The sequence below is a fragment of the Streptomyces shaanxiensis genome, from assembly GCF_039537145.1.
GTDB classification, from domain to species: domain Bacteria; phylum Actinomycetota; class Actinomycetes; order Streptomycetales; family Streptomycetaceae; genus Streptomyces; species Streptomyces shaanxiensis.
Genome location: NZ_BAAAZY010000042.1, coordinates 39,568 through 59,076, shown reverse-complemented (window position 1 = coordinate 59,076; position 19,509 = coordinate 39,568). Strand labels below are relative to the sequence as shown.

At 68.3% G+C, this 19,509-nt stretch carries 18 protein-coding genes and 2 pseudogenes; 13 read left to right on the top strand and 7 right to left on the bottom strand.

What is annotated here, in order from left to right; all coding sequences use genetic code 11:
• Positions 1-145 precede the first annotated feature (145 nt).
• From ABD932_RS43740 to ABD932_RS43705, 8 genes and pseudogenes are all read left to right on the top strand, one after another.
• Positions 146-301, top strand: coding sequence for a hypothetical protein (locus ABD932_RS43740; RefSeq protein ID WP_345022152.1), 156 nt, complete (start codon positions 146-148; stop codon positions 299-301).
• A 27-nt stretch (positions 302-328) separates the two neighbouring features.
• Positions 329-646: a hypothetical protein gene (locus tag ABD932_RS43735; protein ID WP_345022150.1), complete on the top strand. Its 318-nt coding sequence runs from the start codon at positions 329-331 to the stop codon at positions 644-646.
• A 209-nt stretch (positions 647-855) separates the two neighbouring features.
• Positions 856-1,521, top strand: a complete 666-nt coding sequence (locus tag ABD932_RS43730; protein ID WP_345022148.1) for a DUF4097 family beta strand repeat-containing protein — start codon at positions 856-858, stop codon at positions 1,519-1,521.
• Positions 1,522-1,682: 161 nt separating this feature from the next.
• Positions 1,683-2,519, top strand: coding sequence for an alpha/beta fold hydrolase (locus ABD932_RS43725; protein WP_345022146.1), 837 nt, complete (start codon positions 1,683-1,685; stop codon positions 2,517-2,519).
• A gap of 132 nt (positions 2,520-2,651) precedes the next feature.
• Positions 2,652-2,789 carry a hypothetical protein gene (locus tag ABD932_RS43720; protein WP_345022144.1) on the top strand — a complete coding sequence of 46 codons (138 nt, stop codon included), beginning with the start codon at positions 2,652-2,654 and terminating at the stop codon, positions 2,787-2,789.
• Positions 2,790-2,974: 185 nt separating this feature from the next.
• Positions 2,975-3,742, top strand: a complete 768-nt coding sequence (locus tag ABD932_RS43715; protein ID WP_345022142.1) for a class I SAM-dependent methyltransferase — start codon at positions 2,975-2,977, stop codon at positions 3,740-3,742.
• A gap of 450 nt (positions 3,743-4,192) precedes the next feature.
• Positions 4,193-4,429, top strand: a pseudogene (locus ABD932_RS43710) (ATP-binding protein); the annotation flags it as partial.
• Positions 4,430-4,449: 20 nt separating this feature from the next.
• On the top strand, positions 4,450-4,989 hold the full coding sequence (locus ABD932_RS43705; RefSeq protein ID WP_345022140.1) for a GNAT family N-acetyltransferase: 540 nt from the start codon (positions 4,450-4,452) through the stop codon (positions 4,987-4,989).
• A gap of 170 nt (positions 4,990-5,159) precedes the next feature.
• Here ABD932_RS43705 and ABD932_RS43700 read toward each other — a convergent pair whose 3' ends face one another.
• On the bottom strand, positions 5,160-6,803 hold the full coding sequence (locus ABD932_RS43700; protein WP_345022138.1) for a serine/threonine-protein kinase: 1,644 nt from the start codon (positions 6,801-6,803) through the stop codon (positions 5,160-5,162).
• Positions 6,804-7,234: 431 nt separating this feature from the next.
• Here ABD932_RS43700 and ABD932_RS43695 point away from each other — a divergent pair, with 431 nt between their 5' ends.
• On the top strand, positions 7,235-8,353 hold the full coding sequence (locus ABD932_RS43695) for an AI-2E family transporter (protein ID WP_345022136.1): 1,119 nt from the start codon (positions 7,235-7,237) through the stop codon (positions 8,351-8,353).
• Between the two features lie 376 nt (positions 8,354-8,729).
• Here the strand turns inward: ABD932_RS43695 and ABD932_RS43690 are convergent, their stop codons facing one another.
• On the bottom strand, positions 8,730-10,754 hold the full coding sequence (locus ABD932_RS43690) for a hypothetical protein (protein WP_345022134.1): 2,025 nt from the start codon (positions 10,752-10,754) through the stop codon (positions 8,730-8,732).
• 277 nt (positions 10,755-11,031) lie between these two features.
• Positions 11,032-11,154, bottom strand: a complete 123-nt coding sequence (locus ABD932_RS43685) for a hypothetical protein (protein WP_345022132.1) — start codon at positions 11,152-11,154, stop codon at positions 11,032-11,034.
• A 680-nt stretch (positions 11,155-11,834) separates the two neighbouring features.
• Here ABD932_RS43685 and ABD932_RS43680 point away from each other — a divergent pair.
• Together ABD932_RS43680 and ABD932_RS43675 are read left to right on the top strand one after the other, a co-directional pair.
• Entirely contained in the window at positions 11,835-12,179 is a 345-nt protein-coding gene (locus tag ABD932_RS43680; RefSeq protein WP_345022130.1) for a PadR family transcriptional regulator, read from the top strand.
• Positions 12,180-12,250: 71 nt separating this feature from the next.
• Entirely contained in the window at positions 12,251-13,015 is a 765-nt protein-coding gene (locus ABD932_RS43675) for an HD domain-containing protein (protein WP_345022128.1), read from the top strand.
• A 633-nt stretch (positions 13,016-13,648) separates the two neighbouring features.
• Here ABD932_RS43675 and ABD932_RS43670 read toward each other — a convergent pair.
• Positions 13,649-13,978: a hypothetical protein gene (locus tag ABD932_RS43670; RefSeq protein ID WP_345022126.1), complete on the bottom strand. Its 330-nt coding sequence runs from the start codon at positions 13,976-13,978 to the stop codon at positions 13,649-13,651.
• A gap of 651 nt (positions 13,979-14,629) precedes the next feature.
• Between ABD932_RS43670 and ABD932_RS43665 the strand changes: the two are divergent.
• A pseudogene (locus ABD932_RS43665) lies at positions 14,630-15,542 on the top strand (IS5 family transposase).
• A gap of 88 nt (positions 15,543-15,630) precedes the next feature.
• Here ABD932_RS43665 and ABD932_RS43660 read toward each other — a convergent pair.
• From ABD932_RS43660 to ABD932_RS43650, 3 genes are all read right to left on the bottom strand, one after another.
• The gene (locus ABD932_RS43660) at positions 15,631-16,614 is read right to left on the bottom strand and encodes a hypothetical protein (RefSeq protein WP_345022123.1); all 984 of its coding nucleotides are present in this window, start codon (positions 16,612-16,614) and stop codon (positions 15,631-15,633) included.
• Between the two features lie 149 nt (positions 16,615-16,763).
• Positions 16,764-17,456: a hypothetical protein gene (locus ABD932_RS43655; protein WP_345022122.1), complete on the bottom strand. Its 693-nt coding sequence runs from the start codon at positions 17,454-17,456 to the stop codon at positions 16,764-16,766.
• 189 nt (positions 17,457-17,645) lie between these two features.
• A complete protein-coding gene (locus ABD932_RS43650) occupies positions 17,646-18,656 on the bottom strand; it encodes a glycoside hydrolase family 113 protein (protein WP_345022154.1) in 1,011 nt (336 codons plus the stop codon).
• Between the two features lie 132 nt (positions 18,657-18,788).
• Here ABD932_RS43650 and ABD932_RS43645 point away from each other — a divergent pair, with 132 nt between their 5' ends.
• On the top strand, positions 18,789-19,445 hold the full coding sequence (locus tag ABD932_RS43645) for a TetR/AcrR family transcriptional regulator (RefSeq protein ID WP_345022120.1): 657 nt from the start codon (positions 18,789-18,791) through the stop codon (positions 19,443-19,445).
• Positions 19,446-19,509: the final 64 nt, after the last annotated feature.

The window sequence follows — 19,509 nt, the reverse complement described above, 5'->3', positions numbered from 1 at the left end:
CCCAGGGTGGTGGTGTCCACCTTCGGCGATCACGTTTCATGAGTTGCTGTAAACGGCCGGACGGCTGGAACGCCCTCAGGAATCGGTCGGGGGTCGGAAGTGGCGACTTCGAGCGCGGGGAAGTGCACGCCTGCCCGCTGTCCGCGTGCGCCACTCCAGCGGGCCCGCCTGCCGCACCCGGAAGGCCACGGGGGCTGTCCAGTACCGCACCACCCGCTTGCGGCTCGTGCCCCAACTCGCCTGGGCGTTGCGGGTCTCCACCCGCGCCACCGGGCGCCCCGAACCGAAGGCTGCCGTCTGACTCGCCAGGGAGATCCGCTCCCGTGGCGTGCGCGTCACCCTGGTCGTCCACGAACACAAACGGCGCGGCCGCGGCCGTGGCATCGAAGCCGCCCTGCTGCTCGATCAGGAGATGAGCCTGCGCGACATCGGCAAGCGGCTCATCATCACCACGGACGCGACGAAGGGACAGCGCCCCTCGCCTGTCACCCTCCCGCGAATGCTGTGCGAGCACGACGAACGGGCAACTGCGATCTCGGCGTTGGGGAGGGTGCGGGCCAATGTCTGTGCTGTCGCCGGGGTTAGGGCCGGGGGAGTGCCTCCCGGCGGCGCGGCCTCCTCGGGTGTCCTTCGTGGCGGTCCCTGACCCCGCCATAGCGTTCACTTCCTATCTATTGCAACGTTGGCGCGTCGTTCGTTGCGTTATCCTCAGCGCTGTTGCAACAGTTTTCCGCTCTTGACCTGGAAAAATGCTGATCCTGCACAACAAGCGTGTTGTCTGAATCTGGAAAGCAACGTAGCGTTTCCGATGTCAGAAACGAAGACGGAAGCAACTAACGAGTACGGGAGAACGCGATGCAGAAGTTCGACACCCCCGCCCCCATCTCCGCCGTCATGGACATCCCCGCCGGACGTATCCAGTTCATCGCCGCGGACCGCGCCGACACGGCAGTCGAGGTCCGGCCCTTCAACCCTGCCAAGGGCCGCGACATCAAGACCGCTGAGCAGACTGAAGTCGCCTACGCCGACGGCGTCCTGCGGATCACGGCCATGGCCCCCGACAGCCAGCTCTTCGGCCCCTCCGGGTCCGTGGAGGTCACCGTCCAACTGCCCGCCGGTTCCCATGTGGAGGCCAAGGCCGCCAGCGCCGAACTCCGCAGTGTCGGACGCCTCGGCGACGTCACCTTCGACGGCGCCTACCGCCAGATCAAGATCGACGAGGCTGCGAGCCTGCGCCTCACCGCGACCGACGGCGACATCGAGGTCGGACGACTCGGCGGCCCCGCACAGATCAGCACCGCCAGGGGCGACATCCGGATCACCGAAGCCGCACGCGGCACGGTCGTGCTGCGCACCCAGTCCGGCGACATCTCGGTCTCCGCCGCCGCGGGCGTCTCGGCCACCCTGGACGCCGGCACCGACCACGGCCGCATCAGCAACGCCCTCAAGAACGACGGCGCGGCCGAACTCGACATCCGCGCCACCACCTCCCACGGCGACATCACCGCCCGCAGCCTCTGAAAGAGCACGACACCCAGGACCATCTGGCCGGGTCATGGGCGGCGACCGAGATCCTCCCGGCCGCCGCCCAGGACCAGGCCGCCCGTCCTCAAGGGGCCTGCGAGCCACGCCCCGAGCACGCAGAAGTCAAACAAGACGCCACACGCGACCAGGGAAAAACCATGAAGAAGAACAGCACTTCCTCGACCAGTTCGAAATGGACCGGCATGGTGCCGGTCGACGACACGGCCCTGGCCGTCACCGACACCGGCGGCCCCGGCATCCCCGTGCTCTACCTCAACGGCCAGTTCGCCACCCAGGGCTACTGGCGCCGAGTCACCGCCGAACTCGGGACGCACTGGCGGCACATCACCTACGACGAACGCGCCCGCGGCAAATCAAAGCGCTCGGCCGACTACACCTTCGAAGCAGCCGTCCGGGACGTCGATGCCGTGCTCGCGGCCAGGAAGGTGGACCGGGCCCTGCTGGTCGGCTGGTCCTACGGCGCGGTCGTCGCCGCGCACTGGGCCAACCGCAACCCGGACCGTACGGTGGGCGCGGTCCTGGTCGACGGCGCGTTCCCCTACGACTGGCTGGACGAGGCCATGGAACATCGCATCCGCACACTCTTCAAGCGCCTGAGCTGGTTCATGCCGCTGCTGCGCCCGACGGGCCTGGCCCCGCGGATGACCGCGGAACAGCAGGCCGACAGCAACATCGAGCTCGGCAGGCTCTCCCGCGAGCGCGAGCTGGGCCCCGTACTGGACAACATCACTGTCCCGGTGCGGTACGTGGTCGCCTCGGGGACCTCCTTCGGAAGCCGCGGCGACGAGCAGGAACGGATCCGCAACGGCCTCGATGCGGTGACCGCCCGCAACCCCAACATCCGGATCAGCGCGAAGGTCGCCGGCAACCACGGCGCGATCCTCAAGAAGGACTTCCCGGCCATCGCCGACGCCGTACGCGAGGTCGCCGCCCCCGAACGCGAGAAGGCGCTGAAGACACCACCAGCCAACTGACAACGACCACACATCCACGCCACCGTCGGCAACACCGCCCAGCACGACCGCGTCCGTCCCGCGCAATGGCCACCATCCTGCGCGCGGGACGGACGCGGTGACGCCGCACCACCCGAGCACGTGCATGCCGCAGTGCATGAGCAGGGAGAGCCGGGCGACATCCTCGTCACGCATCTCGTAGTCCTCGGCGCGGAGTTGGCCGACGGCCGCGTCGAAACAGCCGGAGGCCCAGAGCACGACGGCGCCCCGGACCAGGCCGCGCCGAGCTGATCCTTCATGCGTGCGTCGCGGTACGCCTGGTGCATGGCGCCGTGCTTGCGCAGAGTTGCCGCCCATGAAGTCGAGCAGGAACCCGAGGAGTGACTGTGCCGTCGTGTCAGTGGGTGCGGTCACGGCGACCAGGGGCCAGTGCCTGGAGGTGTTGCCGGGGAGTCGGCCAACGGTAGCCTCCGGCCATGCTCGAGACATCGGTGGCGCGCTTCTACGATGAACTGGCCGACGACTACCACCTGATCTACGCGGACTGGGAGGCGAGCGTCAGCCGGCAGGGGGACGCCCTGGACGCTCTGATCGGCCAGGACAGCGCAGAGGTACTCGACTGCTCGTGCGGCATCGGCACACAGGCCATCGGCCTGGCGCTGCGCGGGCACCGCGTGACCGGGACCGACCTCAGCCCCCGCGCCGCCGCCCGCGCTGCCCGTGAAGCCGCTCGCCGGAACCTGACGCTGCCCACGGCCGTCGCCGACATGCGGCACCTGCCGTTTCCCCACGGCCAGTTCGACACAGTCGTCTGCGCCGACAACTCACTGCCCCACCTTCTGACGGAGCAGGACGTACACGCCGCCCTGACCGAGATGCGCCGCGTGCTGCGCCCGGCCGGCCTACTGCTGCTCAGCACCCGCCCCTACGACGAACTGCTGCGCGAGCGCCCCACGTCGACGCCTCCGCAAGTCCACCGGCATGCCGATGGCGCAGAACGGACCGTCACCTTCCAGCTGTGGCACTGGCACGACGACGGCGAGCACTACGACCTGGAGCACTTCCAGCTCCTGCCGGCAGACGGAGAATGGCGCGTCCGGGTCCGCCGCACCACCTCCTGGGCGCTCGGCCGGGACCGGCTGACCGGCCTCGTGGCCGACGCGGGCTTTGCGGACCCAGGATGGCGGATGCCGGAGGAAACAGGCTTCTTCCAGCCGCTGCTCGTGGCCCGCGCCCGCGAGTAGCTGAGACCGCCACCTGCCAGGCTGTCGCCGAGGCTCTGTGCGATCGTGCCACCAGAGGACCGTCACCGTCCGAATGGCAGAACCAGTTCCGGGACACCGACCACAGCAGACCTGCCCGGCTGCAAGCGGGCGATGACGGAGCCGCGCCTGGCACTGTCCGGCAGATCATGTGACGGTTCACAGGTACCCGTCCCGCCCCCCGGTCCGCTCATGCCGGGCTTCCCTGCGGGCCCGCGCGAGCTCGGTCAGGGGTGTGCGGAACGCATAGACCCCGGCTGGGTCGGGGTGATGCTCCAAGACCACTGGGCGATGTCCCCCGGCCTGGCGATAACTTGGCGTGCCGTCGTGTCGTTCAGGCCTGCCACACGAACGTGGCTGCTCGCACTGGTGAGGGAGGCGCCCTGCACCCCGCCCACCTTGAACGGCCTGCTTTGCGCAGACACCTGGGCCGAGCAGTACAGGCGCCCCAGCGTCGCCATCGCTTCCAACGAGTCCTTTTCGGGCTGGCCGAAGGCCTTCACCGACCCGCGGCTCCGCATGGCCATCGTCGACCGTCTCACCTTCAACGGCGCGGGCATCCAGACAGGCCCCGACTCCTGCCGTCTCGCTCACACCAAGCCGAAGACGAACTTCGCGCCGGACTCACCGGTCCGCACCTGGCCCGACTACCCTGCCAGGGCCGCCTGACGCACTTCTACGATCTTCGTATGAGTGACCTGAGTTCGGCAGACGAACAACTTCAGACCGCCCGACTGTCGCTGCGGCGGCCGACTGAGGCCGACATCGACGCGATCTTCGCGATTCACCATGACCCCGAAACCTGCCTGCACAACCCCTCCGACGCGCTCACCCGGCTCGACGAGGCCAGGGAACTGTACCGCCGCTGGAACGACCAGTGGCAGCGGTGCGGATACGGGTACTGGGTCGTCCGGCGCGACGGGTCCGCCACGCAACTGGGATTCTGCGGGATCAAGCCCATGGAACTGCACGGCATGAAAGTCCTCAACCTCTTCTATCGCTTCGCCACCTCGGCCTGGGGCCAGGGCTTCGCGAGCGAGGCCGCAGCGACGGTGACTACCTGGGCATCCCGCCAAGTTCCCGACCTCCCACTGATCGCCCGCGTCCGGCCGACCAACATCGCCTCGCAACGCGTGGCAGTGCGCGCTGGCCTGACCCGAGCAGAGCACCTCGACGAAACCGGATACGACGGCCTCGACTGGATCTATGCGGCAAGGCTGCCGAACTGAGCAGCCCCGGACATGGACAGACCTCACCGAACGCCGTGTCCATGGCCGTTCAACGTTCTGAGATGAACCACTAGAACCCAAGCCCGGTCCACGGGGGTCGGGCCTGTGTGTTCGCCCCCCAAGTCGTTCGCCCTCATGTGCAGCCGATGGGATGTGCGGCCGGTCAGGTGTCAGGAGGAGCGGGTCAGCCGGGAGGGCGACCCTGTCGTCTGACTGCCCTCGTTCCCCAGGGTCAGGGTGTCGGCGCCGGTCTTCGCCAGGGTGTAGAGGTTGCCTCGCGCGCACAGCACCCCGGCCGACGGATCCGTGGGTGCGCTGGTGACCGCCTCGAAGACCATGGACGTTCCACGCGTCTCCTGCAGACGCAGCGTCTCGGTGCACCCGAGGTCCCGGCCTGTGCCGTCCTCGGTCACGTGGCTGACTTGTCTGCCCACGATCTCGCCCCGGTCCGCAGCGTGGAGGGTGACGGTCACGGCCACCTCGGTCGTGCGCGCGTTGACGATGCCGTCGCCGGCGGGGCTGCCGGGGCCTGTGCCCTTCCAAGTGCCCACCCAGGACGAGGGCAGGGCATTCCCGGCAGCGGTGGGGGAGGGAGAGGCGGAGGCGGGCGGGGTCGTACGACCGTTCCCACCCGCCGCGTCATCAGCGCCGTCGGGCCAGACCAGCGCCGTGACGACGGCCGCGGTGACCACCGCGCCCGCGGCCACGGCGACCGTCCATGCCCGCGCCGACGGCGGGCCGGGCGCGGTACCGGCCTCCGACGGGGCGAGGGGCACTGGGCCGGGAGCGGGACTCGACGGGAGGGCGGGGGGAGGGCCGTACGCGATCGGCGAGCCGTACGCGGTCGGTGGCCCGAACTCGGTCTGCGGTGCCGGTTTCCGCGCTGGTTGTGACTCTGGGGCGAGGGGCGCCGAGTTTTCCAGCAGCGCCGCCAGTTCGGTCTCCCGCGCGGCGATGTCCGCCTCCAGGCCCGGCAGCCGTACCGAGGCCCAGACGCCGGGCCTCACCTCGAGCCTCTCCAACAGGGCGTCCGCGGTGGGACGGGCCTGCGGTGACTTCTCCAGGCAGGCGGTCAGCAAGGGCACGAGCGGCTGCGGCACGCCGTCCAGCACGGGCGCCTCGTGGGCGATGCGGTAGAGGAGTTGGGCGGCGGACGGATCCTCGCCCGGGTGCAGGAAGGGTCCGGTCCCGGTGGCGGCATACACCAGGACCGCGCCCAGCGAGAAGATGTCGCCGGGCTCGGCCGATATCCCCCCGGTGACCTGCTCAGGTGCCATGTAACCGGGGGAGCCGATGACACCGCCGGTACGGGTGTGCCGGGTGTCGTCCACGGCTCGGGCGATTCCGAAGTCGATGAGCAGCGGATGGCGGCGGGCGAGCAGCACGTTGGACGGTTTCACGTCGCGGTGCGCGAGCCCCGCCCGGTGCACGGCCCGCAGCCCCTCGGCGAGTTCCGCCGCCAGAGCCCGGACAGCGGACTCGGGCAGCGGGCCGTCCGACGCCACCCAGTCCGCGAGGGAGGGCGCGGCCATGTACTCCGTGGCCAGCCACTGCGGCCGGTGCCCCGCGGGGCTGTAATCGACGACCGACACCGTCCACGGGGAGCGCACCTGGTCACTACTGGCGATCTCGCGGGCGAACCGCTGCTCGAACCCGGGGTCCAGGCCGAACTCGGTGCGTACGGTTTTGAGGGCCAGCGGACGACCCGACGCGGTACGGGAGAGGAACACCTGCCCCATGCCGCCGGCGCCGAGTCTCGCCAACAAGGGGTAGCCGCCGATGGCCGGCGGATCGGTGGGATCCAGACGTCTCATGAATCTCTCCGGTCGCTGCTCGGGCCGCAGGGGCGGAACACCGTGGATGCGGGGGACGTACACCGCCCGTGATACACGCGGGCCTGTTGTGCACGCGATGCATTCATATCAGTTCATATCTTGAGTGCATGGCGGGGCGGGACAGTACGTTTCGAGGGGGGGCGCTATGAGAACCGGGCAGGGGCGCTATGAGACCGGGCGGCACGACGCGACGATTGCCGACGTCTTCGTACCAGCACCTCGCGTTCATGCGGTACCTATGCCGAACGCTGCCCGCTTCCGACTCTCCTCCGAGCTGACCGACGCCACAGCTCCGAACGAGCCTGCCGTCCCCTTGGACTCGATCTGCGCGCCGGGCGACGGGAACAGCCCAGCCGTCTCTGACCGGTGGCGATGGCGAAGCGTGACTAACATACCAATAGTGTGACCGCATGCCTGACATGTTGAGTTCCGGGAGAGCCCGCGCCGCGCTTGCCTCGTCCGCGCGTGTATCGGTCGAGTTGTTGTTGGTGTTCGCGACGGTCGCGGTGGCTCTGTGGGGCCTGGCACGGATGTGGTCGGTCGTGTGGCCGGTGATCATTGCCCTGTTCCTCACCACACTGACCTGGCCGTTGACCCGTGCGCTGCGCCGGCGTGGGTGGCCTTCGGCGCTCGCAGCGTTGCTGGTGACCCTGCTGTTTCTCCTGGCCATCCTCGGCATCGTGGCGCTGATCGCGGTTCCGGTGGCATCCCAGTCCGGCGAGTTGACCGACGGCGTGGTCGAGGGCATCCAGAAGATGCGCGAGTGGGCCGCGGGGCCACCGCTGAACATCGGCGACGATCAGATCACGGCTGCCTTGGACACTGCGGCGGCCCGAGTCCAGGGCAGCGTCGGCAGCTTGGTCAATACCGTCGCAACGGGAGTGGCCACCACGCTCAGCGGCTTGGTCACGGCCGTCCTGGCGGTCTTCCTGATGTTCTTCTTCCTCAAGGACGGCCCGCGATTCCTGCCGTGGCTCGCCCGCCAGTTGCCCGGCCGGCTCGCCCACGACGTTCCGGTCCTGGCCGAGCGTGCCTGGGACACCTTGGGCGCGTTCATGCGGTCCCAGGCGCTTGTTGGCCTGCTCGACGCTGTCTTCATCGGCCTTGGCCTGTGGATCCTGGACGTACCGCTGGTGCTCCCGCTGACGGTGCTGACCTTCGTCTCTGCGTTCGTGCCGATCGTGGGCGCGGTGTTCGCCGGTTTCGTCGCATGTCTCATCGCGTTGGTGTCGAACGGTCCGACGGACGCGCTGATCGTGCTGGCGATCATCCTCGTGGTGCAGCAACTTGAGGGCAACGTGTTCCAGCCCATGATCCAGAGCCGTGGGCTCGGCCTGCACGGGGCGGTGATTCTGCTGGCGGTGACGTTGGGCGGCAGTCTGGCCGGCATCGTGGGCAGTCTTCTCGCCGTGCCGGTCACCGCACTGATCGCGGTGATCTGGAACTACCTGCGCGAGCAGCTCACCGAACCGCCGCAGGAGCCGGAGCCCGACAAGTCGCAGACCGGTGTCGCTGCCCCGGGAGTGTGACACCCGGCCGGGAACGTGCTTGGTGCCGTCCGTGCCGCTGTGAGCCTGCGGGGCAGACTGGTGAGCACGAAGGACCGTCCTTGAGGGGCCGCCGGACGCTCGTAGGGACGCTCTCACCGGTCGCCGCCTTCGCCGTGATCGTGGCGCCGAAGGGGGCGTTCTTGGTGCCGACCCGGGTTTCGGCGGTGGCCGTGGCTTCGGCGGTCCCGCCCGCCGGGACGGTCACACGGCCCGGCGACACGGCGAACATACCGTCCGGGGCGTCGCCCGCCGCGGACAGGTCCCGGGTGGGCGGCTTGGTGCCGGTGTTGCGGTAGAGGGGGGACCACCAGTCAGGATGCGGTTGCGTATGGGAGTTGCCCGCATCACACGGCCCTTACCAGGAGTGGTCCTGGTGGTCGGGGAGGGTGGGGGTGCCGTCGGGTTCAATGCCGTGTGGCCATAGCCGTGCCCATAGGGGCTCGAAGCGGTAGTGGGGGGAGGCGGCGTCTCCGCGGTCGAGTGCTTCGCGCGCGGTTCGGGCTGCTCCGTCGATGTCGTGGGCTTCGTATTGGAAGCGGGCGATGTTGGCGAGAGCCTCGGGATGGCCGTACCTGGCGGCGGCTTCCCAGAGGACTTCGGCGCTCTCTCTGTTGCCAGCTGCTTCGCGGCGCTCTGCCAGGTCGGCCAGTGTGCTGGTGAGCCCGTATTCGGCGGCCTCTCGCGCGTAGTGCTCCGCCTGGTCGTACAGTTCTTTCTCTTCTCGCATCATGGCCAGGTGGCTCAGGCAGGCGGGGGCTCCGTTGGCTGCAGCGTGGTGGGCCAGGTCCGATGCCTCGATGGTCCGTCCGGCCTCTTCGTGCTGCAGCGCGATCTCGGCGAGTGCGTCCGGCTGGCAGCATTCGGCAGCTTGCAGGGCCAAGGTCGCAGCCTCTTCGTAGTCGAAGGCCTCGGCGGCGGTGTAGGCGAGGTCGGTAAGTGCCCGGCAGGTGAGGTGTTCGGCTGGCCAGTTGGCGTCCTCGTCAAGCCAGTCGTACCCGGGGGCATGTACGTCCGGGCCGATGACGGGCTCGGCCCAGGGCAGTTGACGGGCACGTGCCTCCAGAAGGCTGGCGTAGCGCAGCCGCCACCGGGCTGAGGCTGCTGCCGCCAGAGCGCTGACATCGGTGCGTCGTGAGAGGTGCCGCAGGGCAGCGTCCCAGAAGGATGCCGGCGGACACACGAGACTTCGTGTCCGGCGGCCGTGTTGCTCCATGTAGTCGGCCAGCCGGAAACGCCGGTCGTCGCGGCGGCCGCCTGGAGTGCGGCGTGATCGTTGCAGCAGTGCTGCGTTGCCGTGGACGGGGCGCTCGGTGTAGGCGAGGGCATCCTCGAACCAGCCGTCGTCCAGAGAGTGGAAGACCGACGGGGACAGGTAGCCGGTGGCCGCCTCCTCAAGGAACGTTGCCGGGAGATCAGGTCCGCAGCCCAGGCGACGCGCGTCCATGGCGGCGTCGAGGATCGCCCGGGCTCCTGGGCCGGCATGCCTGTGCCGGTCCAACAGGGCTGGAACACCGGCCAGGAATTGGGTGATGCGGCCGTCAGCCGCTCCAGCCAGTGCCTGGGCGAGGCGCTCGTCGGTCGCGGCAGCACTGCGCAGAGCGACGAGATCGTGTTGGGCGAAGGCACCCGGCACGTGGACTTGCCGGCCCGTCAGCAAAGGCCGACTCTGAGCGTGCGGATCGTGCTCCGACTTGGCTGGCAGGGAGGTCAGCTGGTCCCAGTGCTCGGGCCACAGAGTGCCCACCACCAGAATCGGAGCACGCTCGGTGTCGGTCAGCAGGGTCCGCAGGGCCGCGGCAATACGGTCTCCGACCTGGGGAGGGGCCAGGTAGTGCTGCGCTTCGTTCAGCCAGACCACGGTCTTTGGCCCTACTGCGGCCAGGCCGGCAAGGGCTGCCTCGGCTCGGGTGGGGTCGAATGGGTGCCACAGCCGCCAGCCCTCGGTGGCCAGTGGTTGGACGGCTTCCCAGCACGCACGGGTCTTGCCGGTGGAGGATTCGCCCACCAGCACACACAGTTGGCTTCTGCCTCCCCTCGCAGCGTCCACGACGCGTCGGAGATGGACGTCGTGCTCGCGCGGCACATAGGCGGGTAACTCATTGCTCCCTGCGGCGACACGGATCGCGTGATGTACCTCAAGGTCGAGTGGGTGGCACTCGCTGATGAGACGGGCGGTGGGAGCTTCCTGCTTCGTGCCTGTGCCTGGCTGCGTGAAAGGGATGACGTAGACATGGGTAACGGTGTTGTGGTCGCCGTTGATGACGGCGTCGATGTCTCCGCCTGCGGCTACTGACTCCTTGCTCGCCTGTACCCGGCCGCCCGGCGCTGGAGATATGCCATCACCATCCTCCTGTCTGCCGCGGTCCCGGCGGCCCCGCATAGGGGTCACCTGTGGCTGCCAATCGTGGTGATGACCTCACTGGTGTCTCCCGGGGCAGCAGCGCTGTCCGTTCTCCAGGTGCGCATGCCGGCACTTGCGGGCGTACGACGGGGCGACGTTGCTGAAGGTGCCACTGTCCTTCTGCGCCGGCCGATGACGAGGATCGTGTGTGCGCCTGATGCCAGGGCGCTGTGACGCGCCTTGAATGAGAGGCGTCCGGAACTGGCGAGCACCCACAATGAGACAGCCAGGCTCATGGCCCTGGCGATCATCCCCGTCACGTGCCGGGCCGATCTGCGGGCACTAGACCCTTGAAGATGGCGACCGCCGCCAGACAGGTGGCCGCCGTGCCGTAGACGGCCGTGTGCGCGACGCGCGCGTATCTCCCCCACTCCTGCATGGGCTCATCAAACCGCCATTGGCAGGCGGTGTCCGCGAAATGTGCTATTCCAACGTGGTCTGCCCCGGCCGAAGTAGGCGCGGCAGCCAAGGTGGTGGCTTACCGGCGACGCCAGAGTGTGCTCGCGGTCTCCCTACGAACCGACGTCTTTGCGGCCAGTTCTGATGGCCTCACCACCCGGTCGTGAACGCGCGAGGGGGGTAACACCCAGCTTCTGCGTGCCCTGCAACCAGTGTTCTTTAGCAAGTCGGGTCTCTGCGCCCGGCCGGCAGGAGTTATGGCAGAGAGGCGCGCGTTGCCCACGGGGCGCTATCAGTGAGGTGCAGCCGGTGGAGGTCCTCGTGGAGCCAGGCGTAGTCGATGCCCGGGGCGTCATCAAAGACTTTCGGTTCGCTGACCACCGGTGTGCCCGGGCGCGCGCCCACGGGGACCTCGCAGGTTGGTTCCCCGGTGGGGGCGGGGGGCACGGGGGAGTAGCGCGCGGCCGGGTCTGCGAACCTGCGTGCCGGTCCGCGCCCGCCGACCACAGACGCGAGGATCACCGGTGAGTTCACCGACTACGGCTACCTCGTCGAAGTAACCGGTGAGGAAGGCATCGACGACCCCGACGAGCACCCCGACGCCTCCGAGATCATCACTAGCTCTAGACAGGCCTTATATAGGCTATGTAGAGTACGAGTATGGGTAGTCTGCGTATGACCCTGCAGACCCAACTGGTCCTGCGGGCTTTGCTGGAAGACCCCGCCAAACAGCGCTACGGCCTCGAGCTGTGCGAAGTGGCGGGACTGCCGTCGGGCACGATCTATCCGATCCTTGCCCGCCTGGAACAAGTCGGCTGGGTGGACAGTACCTGGGAAGACCCCGCCGTACACGAGGAAGCCGGCCGTCCACGCCGCCGCTTCTACCAGTTCACCAAGGACGGCGCCGAGCAGGCCCGTGACGCCCTCGCGCACGCCTACCGTTCCCGCAAGCAGCCCCTGCCGGGGTGGGCTGCCCGTCCGGTCAGCGACGGGGGAGTGTCATGACTGCTGCGCGGCGCCGGTTAGCGACCCGGCTGAGTAGGCACCGTCCCGCCGCCCCGACCCTGGGCAGCCTCTTGGTCGTTGCGCGTACGCACCACCCCGACGCCGACACCTCGCCCATCCGGCACGCCCACGACGAGGCCGCCGTCTGGCACGCGGGCCAGACCCGCCGCAGCGGAGACCCGTTGCTCACCCACTGCCTGGCCGTCGCCGCCATCGTCGCTGATGTCGGCATGCCGCCGTCCGTGATCTGCGCGGCCCTGCTGCACGACATCGTCGACACACCCTGCCCGCCCGGCCGCGTGGCCGAACGCTTCGGGCAGGACGTAGCCGATCTGATCTGGGCCGTCCGCACCGCCGAACTCAGCGCGATCCCACTGGGGAGCCTCACCTTCGACCGGGCGAGGCCTGCAGTCCAGCCGACGCGTGAGGAGGCCGTGCTGGCGATCCGCCTTGCCGACCGGCTGCACAACATGCGCACCATCGCATTTCTGGCCCCGGCCAAGCAGTACCGCAAAGCGCGCGAAACCATCGATGTACTGGCGCCCCTGGCCCGGGCAGCAGGTCTGAGCGAGGTGAGCCGTGAACTGCACGATCTCTCCGCCGCCGTGCTGCGCCCTACGACCTCCGCGTCCGCTGTCACCTCACGCCTGCTGACCCTGCTCACCCTGCTGCTTCCCGCCCCGCAGCGAGCACGATGGCAGGAGGAATGGCACGCCGAACTCACCACTCTCCCCACCCGCCGCACTCGCATCCGTTTCACCTTCCGAGTCCTGCTCGGCGCACCCAGCCTGTCTCTGACGCTGCGTCGCCCGGCCTGCAGGGAACGACGATGGTGAGCGCTACGGCCCGCATCGGCGGTGTGCTGGGCGCGGCGGCCGCTTTCGCAATCGCCATGGCGCGCGGCGGCTTGTCCGCCTGGGCGACCGGAGCACTCACGGCCGGCGCCCTTGCCTTGGTCGCGGTCGTCCTGTTCATCCCCAGCGAGACACCGGCCCGCCGCCTGGGCCACCTGATCCAGGCCTGGCGCAACCCGGCCGAAGCCACCATGCGGCCTGCGTCGGCTCAGCCTCCTGCCACACCACCCCAGCCTTCGCCAGATGGCAGATAACAGCCGCCCGGCCGCTGGTAACTGGACCACAGCCGGCTGGGCCCCAGCCATACGGGGCAAGCGCAGACGGGCCGGGAACCCGGCGTGCCGCAACCGTGCCGTGTCCGGTGTCATCCGACTCCTTGAGGCACAGTTGAGGGCCACGCCGTTCTCGCCGTGTACGTAGGCAGCAGCACTGCACGAGCCCAGGCCGACTGCCCAGCCGTTGGACTGCCGTAGCGCTGATGCCGATCTCGAATTTTCCCCGGTGCTGCTCTTCGCCCCAGGTGGTTCACGGAGTGAACACGTGGGGAATGTGGGGAGCGGAAAGCAGAAGGACTCACCGATCACACGGTCGGTGGGTCCTTCGAGGTGGGGCGAGTCAGTGGGAGGAGACGAAGCCCTCTGACTGGTCGAGATGGAATGGAGGACCAGGCCGTTCGGGTGTCCATCCGTTGACGCGAGCAGTGCGAATACTGTCGGCGACGGCGGAGGGCAGGACAGGGTTGGCCTGTGCGCCGAGCCAGTTGCTTGGGTGTGGCTGGTTGGTAGTGATCACCAGCGTGGTGCCGGGAGTGTCGGCGTGCTCGACCGCGTAGGTGAGGGGAGAAGAGACGAGCCCCTGGTTGTAGGTGGGCCTGCCGCGAAGTCTCCATCGGTAGGTGGTGCCGTCGACGGTGATGTGCCGCGACCCCTTCTTCCTCAGTGCCATGCCCACGTCCCTTCTCAGGCGACGATAGTGAACGGTCACTGGTCATGTCGCGTGGGTTTCCCGCGGGCGAGTTCAGCCTCTGCGCACAGGAATCACGTCGGGGCTTGTTGCGGGAATGGTGGGACGGGCGGTTTCGGGGGGTGGCGAGCAGAGCGACGATGGTGACTGGTTTTGTCGCAGTGGGGGCAGTTGCGGGTTGCGGTCGGTGTCAGCGCGGTGGACTCGGGCAATGGCTGAGCGGTCGGCTCTGTTCCGACGTTGTCGTTGGCGTGCAGAGCCGCGCTTTGGACGCAGTGGTCATACCCGGATACGGCGGCTCCGTGATCTGCCAGAAGGCTGTGCGGAGGGAGCTGCTCCTGCGACCCTGGAGGCCAGGGGACACCGTTTCGCGGCCGGCAAGGACGGTCCGGACGGGATGGACGGGGGATGACTGATGACAGGCTTCCTGGCGGACTTGTCGACCTTCTGGGCATTCGCGGTGGTCTGGGTCGGCGCACCGGGTCACCAACTTCATCACCGGGATCGTCGCACCGCATTCCAAGAAGACTCCCGAGGACGAGTGGATCCGCCTGGTCCTCGAACAACTCGGCGGGGTCAAGGCGACGCTCGAAGTCCTCACCCGCATGGAACGTTGAGAAAGGGCCAGGTCAGATGCGGGACCGCTGCTATCCCACGGACATGACCGACGCGGAGTGGGAGCTGATCGAGCCGTTGCTTCCGCCTCCGGCCTGCACCCAGCCGAGCGGCGGGCGGCCCGAGAAGTACGACCGGCGCACCGTCATCGACGCGATCCGATACCTCGTCGACAACGGGATCAAGTGGAGGGCCGTTCCCACCGACTTCGGTATCCCTTGGCGCAGCCTCTACGCCTACTTCCAACGGTGGGCAGCGGCTGGGGTGGTCGCACATATCCGCGACCAGCTCCACCAGCAGGTCCGCGTGCGCGAGAGCAAGAACCCGCGGACGGTAACGGTGATCCTCGACGCCCAGAGCGTCAAGGGCGCTGAAACCGTGGGAGCAGCAACGCGAGGTTACGACGCGGGAAAGAAGATCAATGGACGCAAGCGCCACCTCGCAGTCGACACCCGCGGGCTTCCCATGTTCGTCATGGTCACCACCGCCGGCATCAACGACGGCCCCCTCGGCCGTGACATGCTCCTCCGACTCCGCCTCGCCCACCCCGAAGTGACCCTGGCCTGGGCCGCCTCGGCCTACCTGCCGCTCGTGGACTGGGCCAACACCTTCCTCGGGCTCACCCTCCAGACCGTGTCAAGACCCAGAGGACAGAAGGGCTTCGTGGTACTACCGAAGCGCTGGGTCGTCGAGAGGGCCATCAGCTGGATCATGAGGGGCCCGCCGGAACGTCAGGGACTACGAGCGCCTTCCCCAACACAGCGAGGCACACATCTCGTGGACCCTGATCACCTTGATGACACGGCGGTTGACCAAACCAGTCAAAAAGCGGGACATCGCCCCACCCACAGCCACATCTCCGGCACCCCGACCCGTACGGATCCGTGCCAGCTCAGACGCGATTCGGCTGGCCCCGGCGCCGTTGCGCTGAGCGAACCGTACGCCTGACCGCATGACCCGCTGCGCAGGAAGGCCCGCCCGTCGGCATGACATGCCGGCCCCAGGGCGTTGACCGCCCTTCAACCTGCCGGGTGCGGTGGTATGGGCGGCTGCGGCTGCGGAGCGCGAGACCAACGGACGGGGAGACCGTCGGGGCCGTCGGTGAGCCAGGAACCATCGCCCAGGGGCACCAGCTCGTACGGGTTGCTCACCTCGACGGTGAATTCACCGCCGAGCGTGCCTGTGCGCACGTCGACCAGGTGGTAGCGGAACCACTCCTCCTCGTCCTGACTCTCACCGCCCAAGGTGACGACGGCCGTGTCGTCGGTCAGGTAGCCGCCGCTCCATTCCACGAACGACTCCTCCGGGTCGTACCCGAATGCCTCGACGGGGAGGGTGAAGAGTACGTCCCCGCTGGGGTGGTGGTGAAACGCTACGTCTGCCTGATCGTGGTCGACGGTCATGAACTGCTGCCCGGACGGCGCCAGGTCGATCACGCAGCGGTCCGACCACGGGTACGTCACGAACTCCGGCTTTCCACCCACCCCGGCCGTACCCCGGAGAATGACGGAGCCGTCCTGGCCCTCACCGATGTCGAGGTAGACGCTGCCGTCCGCGGGGTGCACGTGGTGGCTGGCGCCGTGCCCGACCGTCTCCAGTTCCCGGCGGGCGAGGATCGCACCGCTCTCGGCGTCGTGTACGACCCACTGGTCTCCGCCCCCGCGTCCCGCCATCGCGTCCGGACGGTAGACCCACACCGTTCGACCGTCCAAAGACATCGCACACCCAGGCCGGTGGCCATGGCGTACGTCAGAGTGCGGCTCGAAGTCCGAAGCCCACATCAGGTCGCCGGCACGCGTGAGGCAGACGACACCGTTCAGCGTCGTATACACGACCTGCTCCAGATCGTGCCGAACCACCGACTCCACGACCTCGTCGCCAGCCGGCGGCTGGAAAACCGCGGCGGGCTCCAGCGCCCCGCAGGCACCGGAGTCCACGACGTAGGCATAGATCTGGCCGTCGCGGTGGCGCGTGATGACCTTCGGTGGCGGCGCAGGAATCATCCGCTGAGGCTAACCCCCAGGTCAGGCCGACTGGTATCCGGGGGCGTGCACGCCGAACAAGGTATCGCAGGCCAAATATCGCGCTCAGGCTCATGAACGAACCCTCGCTGCGCAGCCGCGGCGGACGGCAAGGGTTCGTTCACAGCTTCTCAGAACAGGCCCCCGCCGGCCTCCGGGCCGCGCGGGCGGGGCTTGATCTCTCTGTCGAGATTGGGTAACTGCCGCTCTGCTTGACAGGCATCCGGCTCTTCGACGGGCAGGTTCTCAACGCCGGCGAGCTGGTCGCGACCCGGAGCGATGGTGTGCTTTTGCACGTCCTGCAGCCGTTCCCTCAGCTTCTCGCTGTTCCGGACCGCAACGGCCCGGCCGAGTACGCTCGCCAGGCCTCCCAGGACCACCTTGTCGATGGGGTCGAGCTGAAGCAGGTACCAGACAGCTGTTTCGAAGAACGTTTCGCCTCGGTAGCAAGCCAGCGCGCGTTCGGCTTCCGCACGCTCCTGAAGGGAGAAGGGCTCCTGCACATTGTGTGCTTCCCTCTTTCTGTCTCCCGCGAAGACTTTCTCCAGGCCGACCATGTTCCAGGCCTTGGCGCGCAGATCGACCGCCAAAGCCTGGCAATTGCGGATGAGTTCATGCCCTTGGCCGGGTGCAGGAGCGAGCTGCTGGCGAAAGCCGAACATGCTTTGGACCTTCTGGAACTTCTCGACCACCTCGCCCAGGTCCTGCATGCTCTCAGCGTCCGCTTCCCGGGCCACGCGCAGCAAATCCAATGCAACACGGTCCAGTTGTTTGACCTGTGGGTCGGAGACAGGGGCAGACCCGTTGGCGACAATCTTCCTCACCCGCATGGGCCCCTCTAATCGGTCCACCGTGCTGCCATGGTGACGGCGATGGAGTGAGGGAGCCAGCCCGCGCATGGAAAGCAGCTCCTGCAGCCCGTGCCGGACGACGTCTTCAAGACAGAGCCATCACCGCTCGGCAAGCCCACACTGAGCTTGTTCCTTGACCTCCGGCACCGACACAACCACCTGTCACCTCCGATACCGCTGCGCCACTGCCGCGAAGGCGGCCTTGGGTTCCCATTCCATGTCGGGGTAGGTCTGCCCTCGGCGCCCTTCGAGGAGTTTGACGATGCCCAGGCAGGCCCGGTCCAAGTCGTCCCGAGGGTCGCCGTCGGGGCGGTGCGGGTACCCGGGCAAGGCGAACAGGAACACGAACGCGCTGTCCACGCCCTCGGTCTCGAAGATGTCCAGCAGTTCGCTCAAATATGCGGCCTGGCCGGCCTCGTCACGCTCGTATATGCCGTTCAGCCGTACTGGTGCCTTGGTCTCCGGGTCGTACTCGACCACTTCCAGCACCCGACCACCGCGGTCTCCCGCGCCACGGTAGGCCGCGGTGCCGAACCCGGTGATGGCGAGCGGCTTCGGGCCGTGGGCCAGGGTGCGCACCGCGTCCCGGAACCGGTCGGCGACCTCGGCGGAGCGGATCAGCTCGAACGTCACAATGTCGAAGGGGTTCCAGTCGACCTGCTCGAACTGGATGGATGCGTAGGTGAGCTTGCCCTGGAAGAGCTCGCGGACCGTGGCCGCGGCGTCGCGGAGGAATGCGTTGATGCGCACGCCGAGCTCACGCATCGCTTCGGCCCGCCGCTCGGGTTGGCTCACCAGCTGCTCGACCCGCTCCTCGGGGCTCTCTCCGGGCACGAACCCGCGGTTCATCACGCTCAGCTCGACCCCTGCGACGAACACCACTGTGGCCCCCTGCTGCCGGAGCCGTTCCGCTCGCTCGGCGCAGTCGCGGAAGAGCGTGAGGATCTGCTCCGGATCCAGCTCCAGCGGATAGGGCGAGAACCAGACCTCCAGGCCGAGCTCGGCGGCGGCACCGGCGGCCAGTTCCAGTCGGTCCGGGGCGCCGCCGATGATCTGGACCGCGTTGCAGTGCAGGTCGTCACGGATGATGGCGAGCTCGCGCCGGACCATCGCAGGGTCGAAGTGCTCGCGGGATATCCGGCCGTGCACGACGAATCCGGTGTCGTAGGTCATTCCTCTTGCTCGCATGGTGACGTCCTCTCTGCCGGTCTCGGTCGGGTCGAGGCTGACAGGCAAAGTGCGTGCACGCAAGTTTGCGGCCACGAAAGTTTGCGGGCGCGCAGCCTTGTGTGGAACGCTGACGCCGTGACGACATCACCACCAGGGTTGCGGGAGCGGAAGAAGCAGGCCACGCGCGAGGCGCTACGCGAGGCGGCGCTGCGTCTGGCCGTGGAGCGCGGGCCGGACCAGGTGCGGGTCGAGGACATCGCCGAGGCGGCCGGAGTCTCGCCGCGCACCTACAACAACTATTTCGCCAGCCGCGAGCAGGCGATCGTCTCCGCTGTTACTGCGGACCGGGAGGCGCGGATCGCGGCGGCGGTCGCGGCCCGGCCCGCAGGAATGCGCCTGTCCGACGCCGTCACCGAAGCAGTGGTCGAGCAGTACACGAGCACCAGCGAGCGCGAGCAGGAGGTGCTGCTGCTGATCACCGCCCGGACTGCGCTGCGCGATGCGTTCCTCGATTCCACTGCCGGCATCGAGGACCCTCTCGCGGCGGTGATCGCCGAACGCATTGGTGACGCCGGAGCGCACACAGCCCGCGTTCTCGCGGCGAGCGTGGCAGCGGCGGTGCGCATCGCATTGGAAGGCTGGCTCCGGCCGGCCGGGAACGCAGGGACCATCGGGAGTTTCGGCGCCGGAGGACTGGTCGTGCCCTCCGGCTCACTGCCCGACCAGCTCCGCGCGGCGCTGGCCCCGCTCGCGCCCGCGTTCGACGCCGCAGAACGGCGCACCCAGCCGTGAAGTCGACCCGGCTGGGCCATCTGCTAGGCAAACGGTAGATCCGGAACATGCCGATGCACCCGGC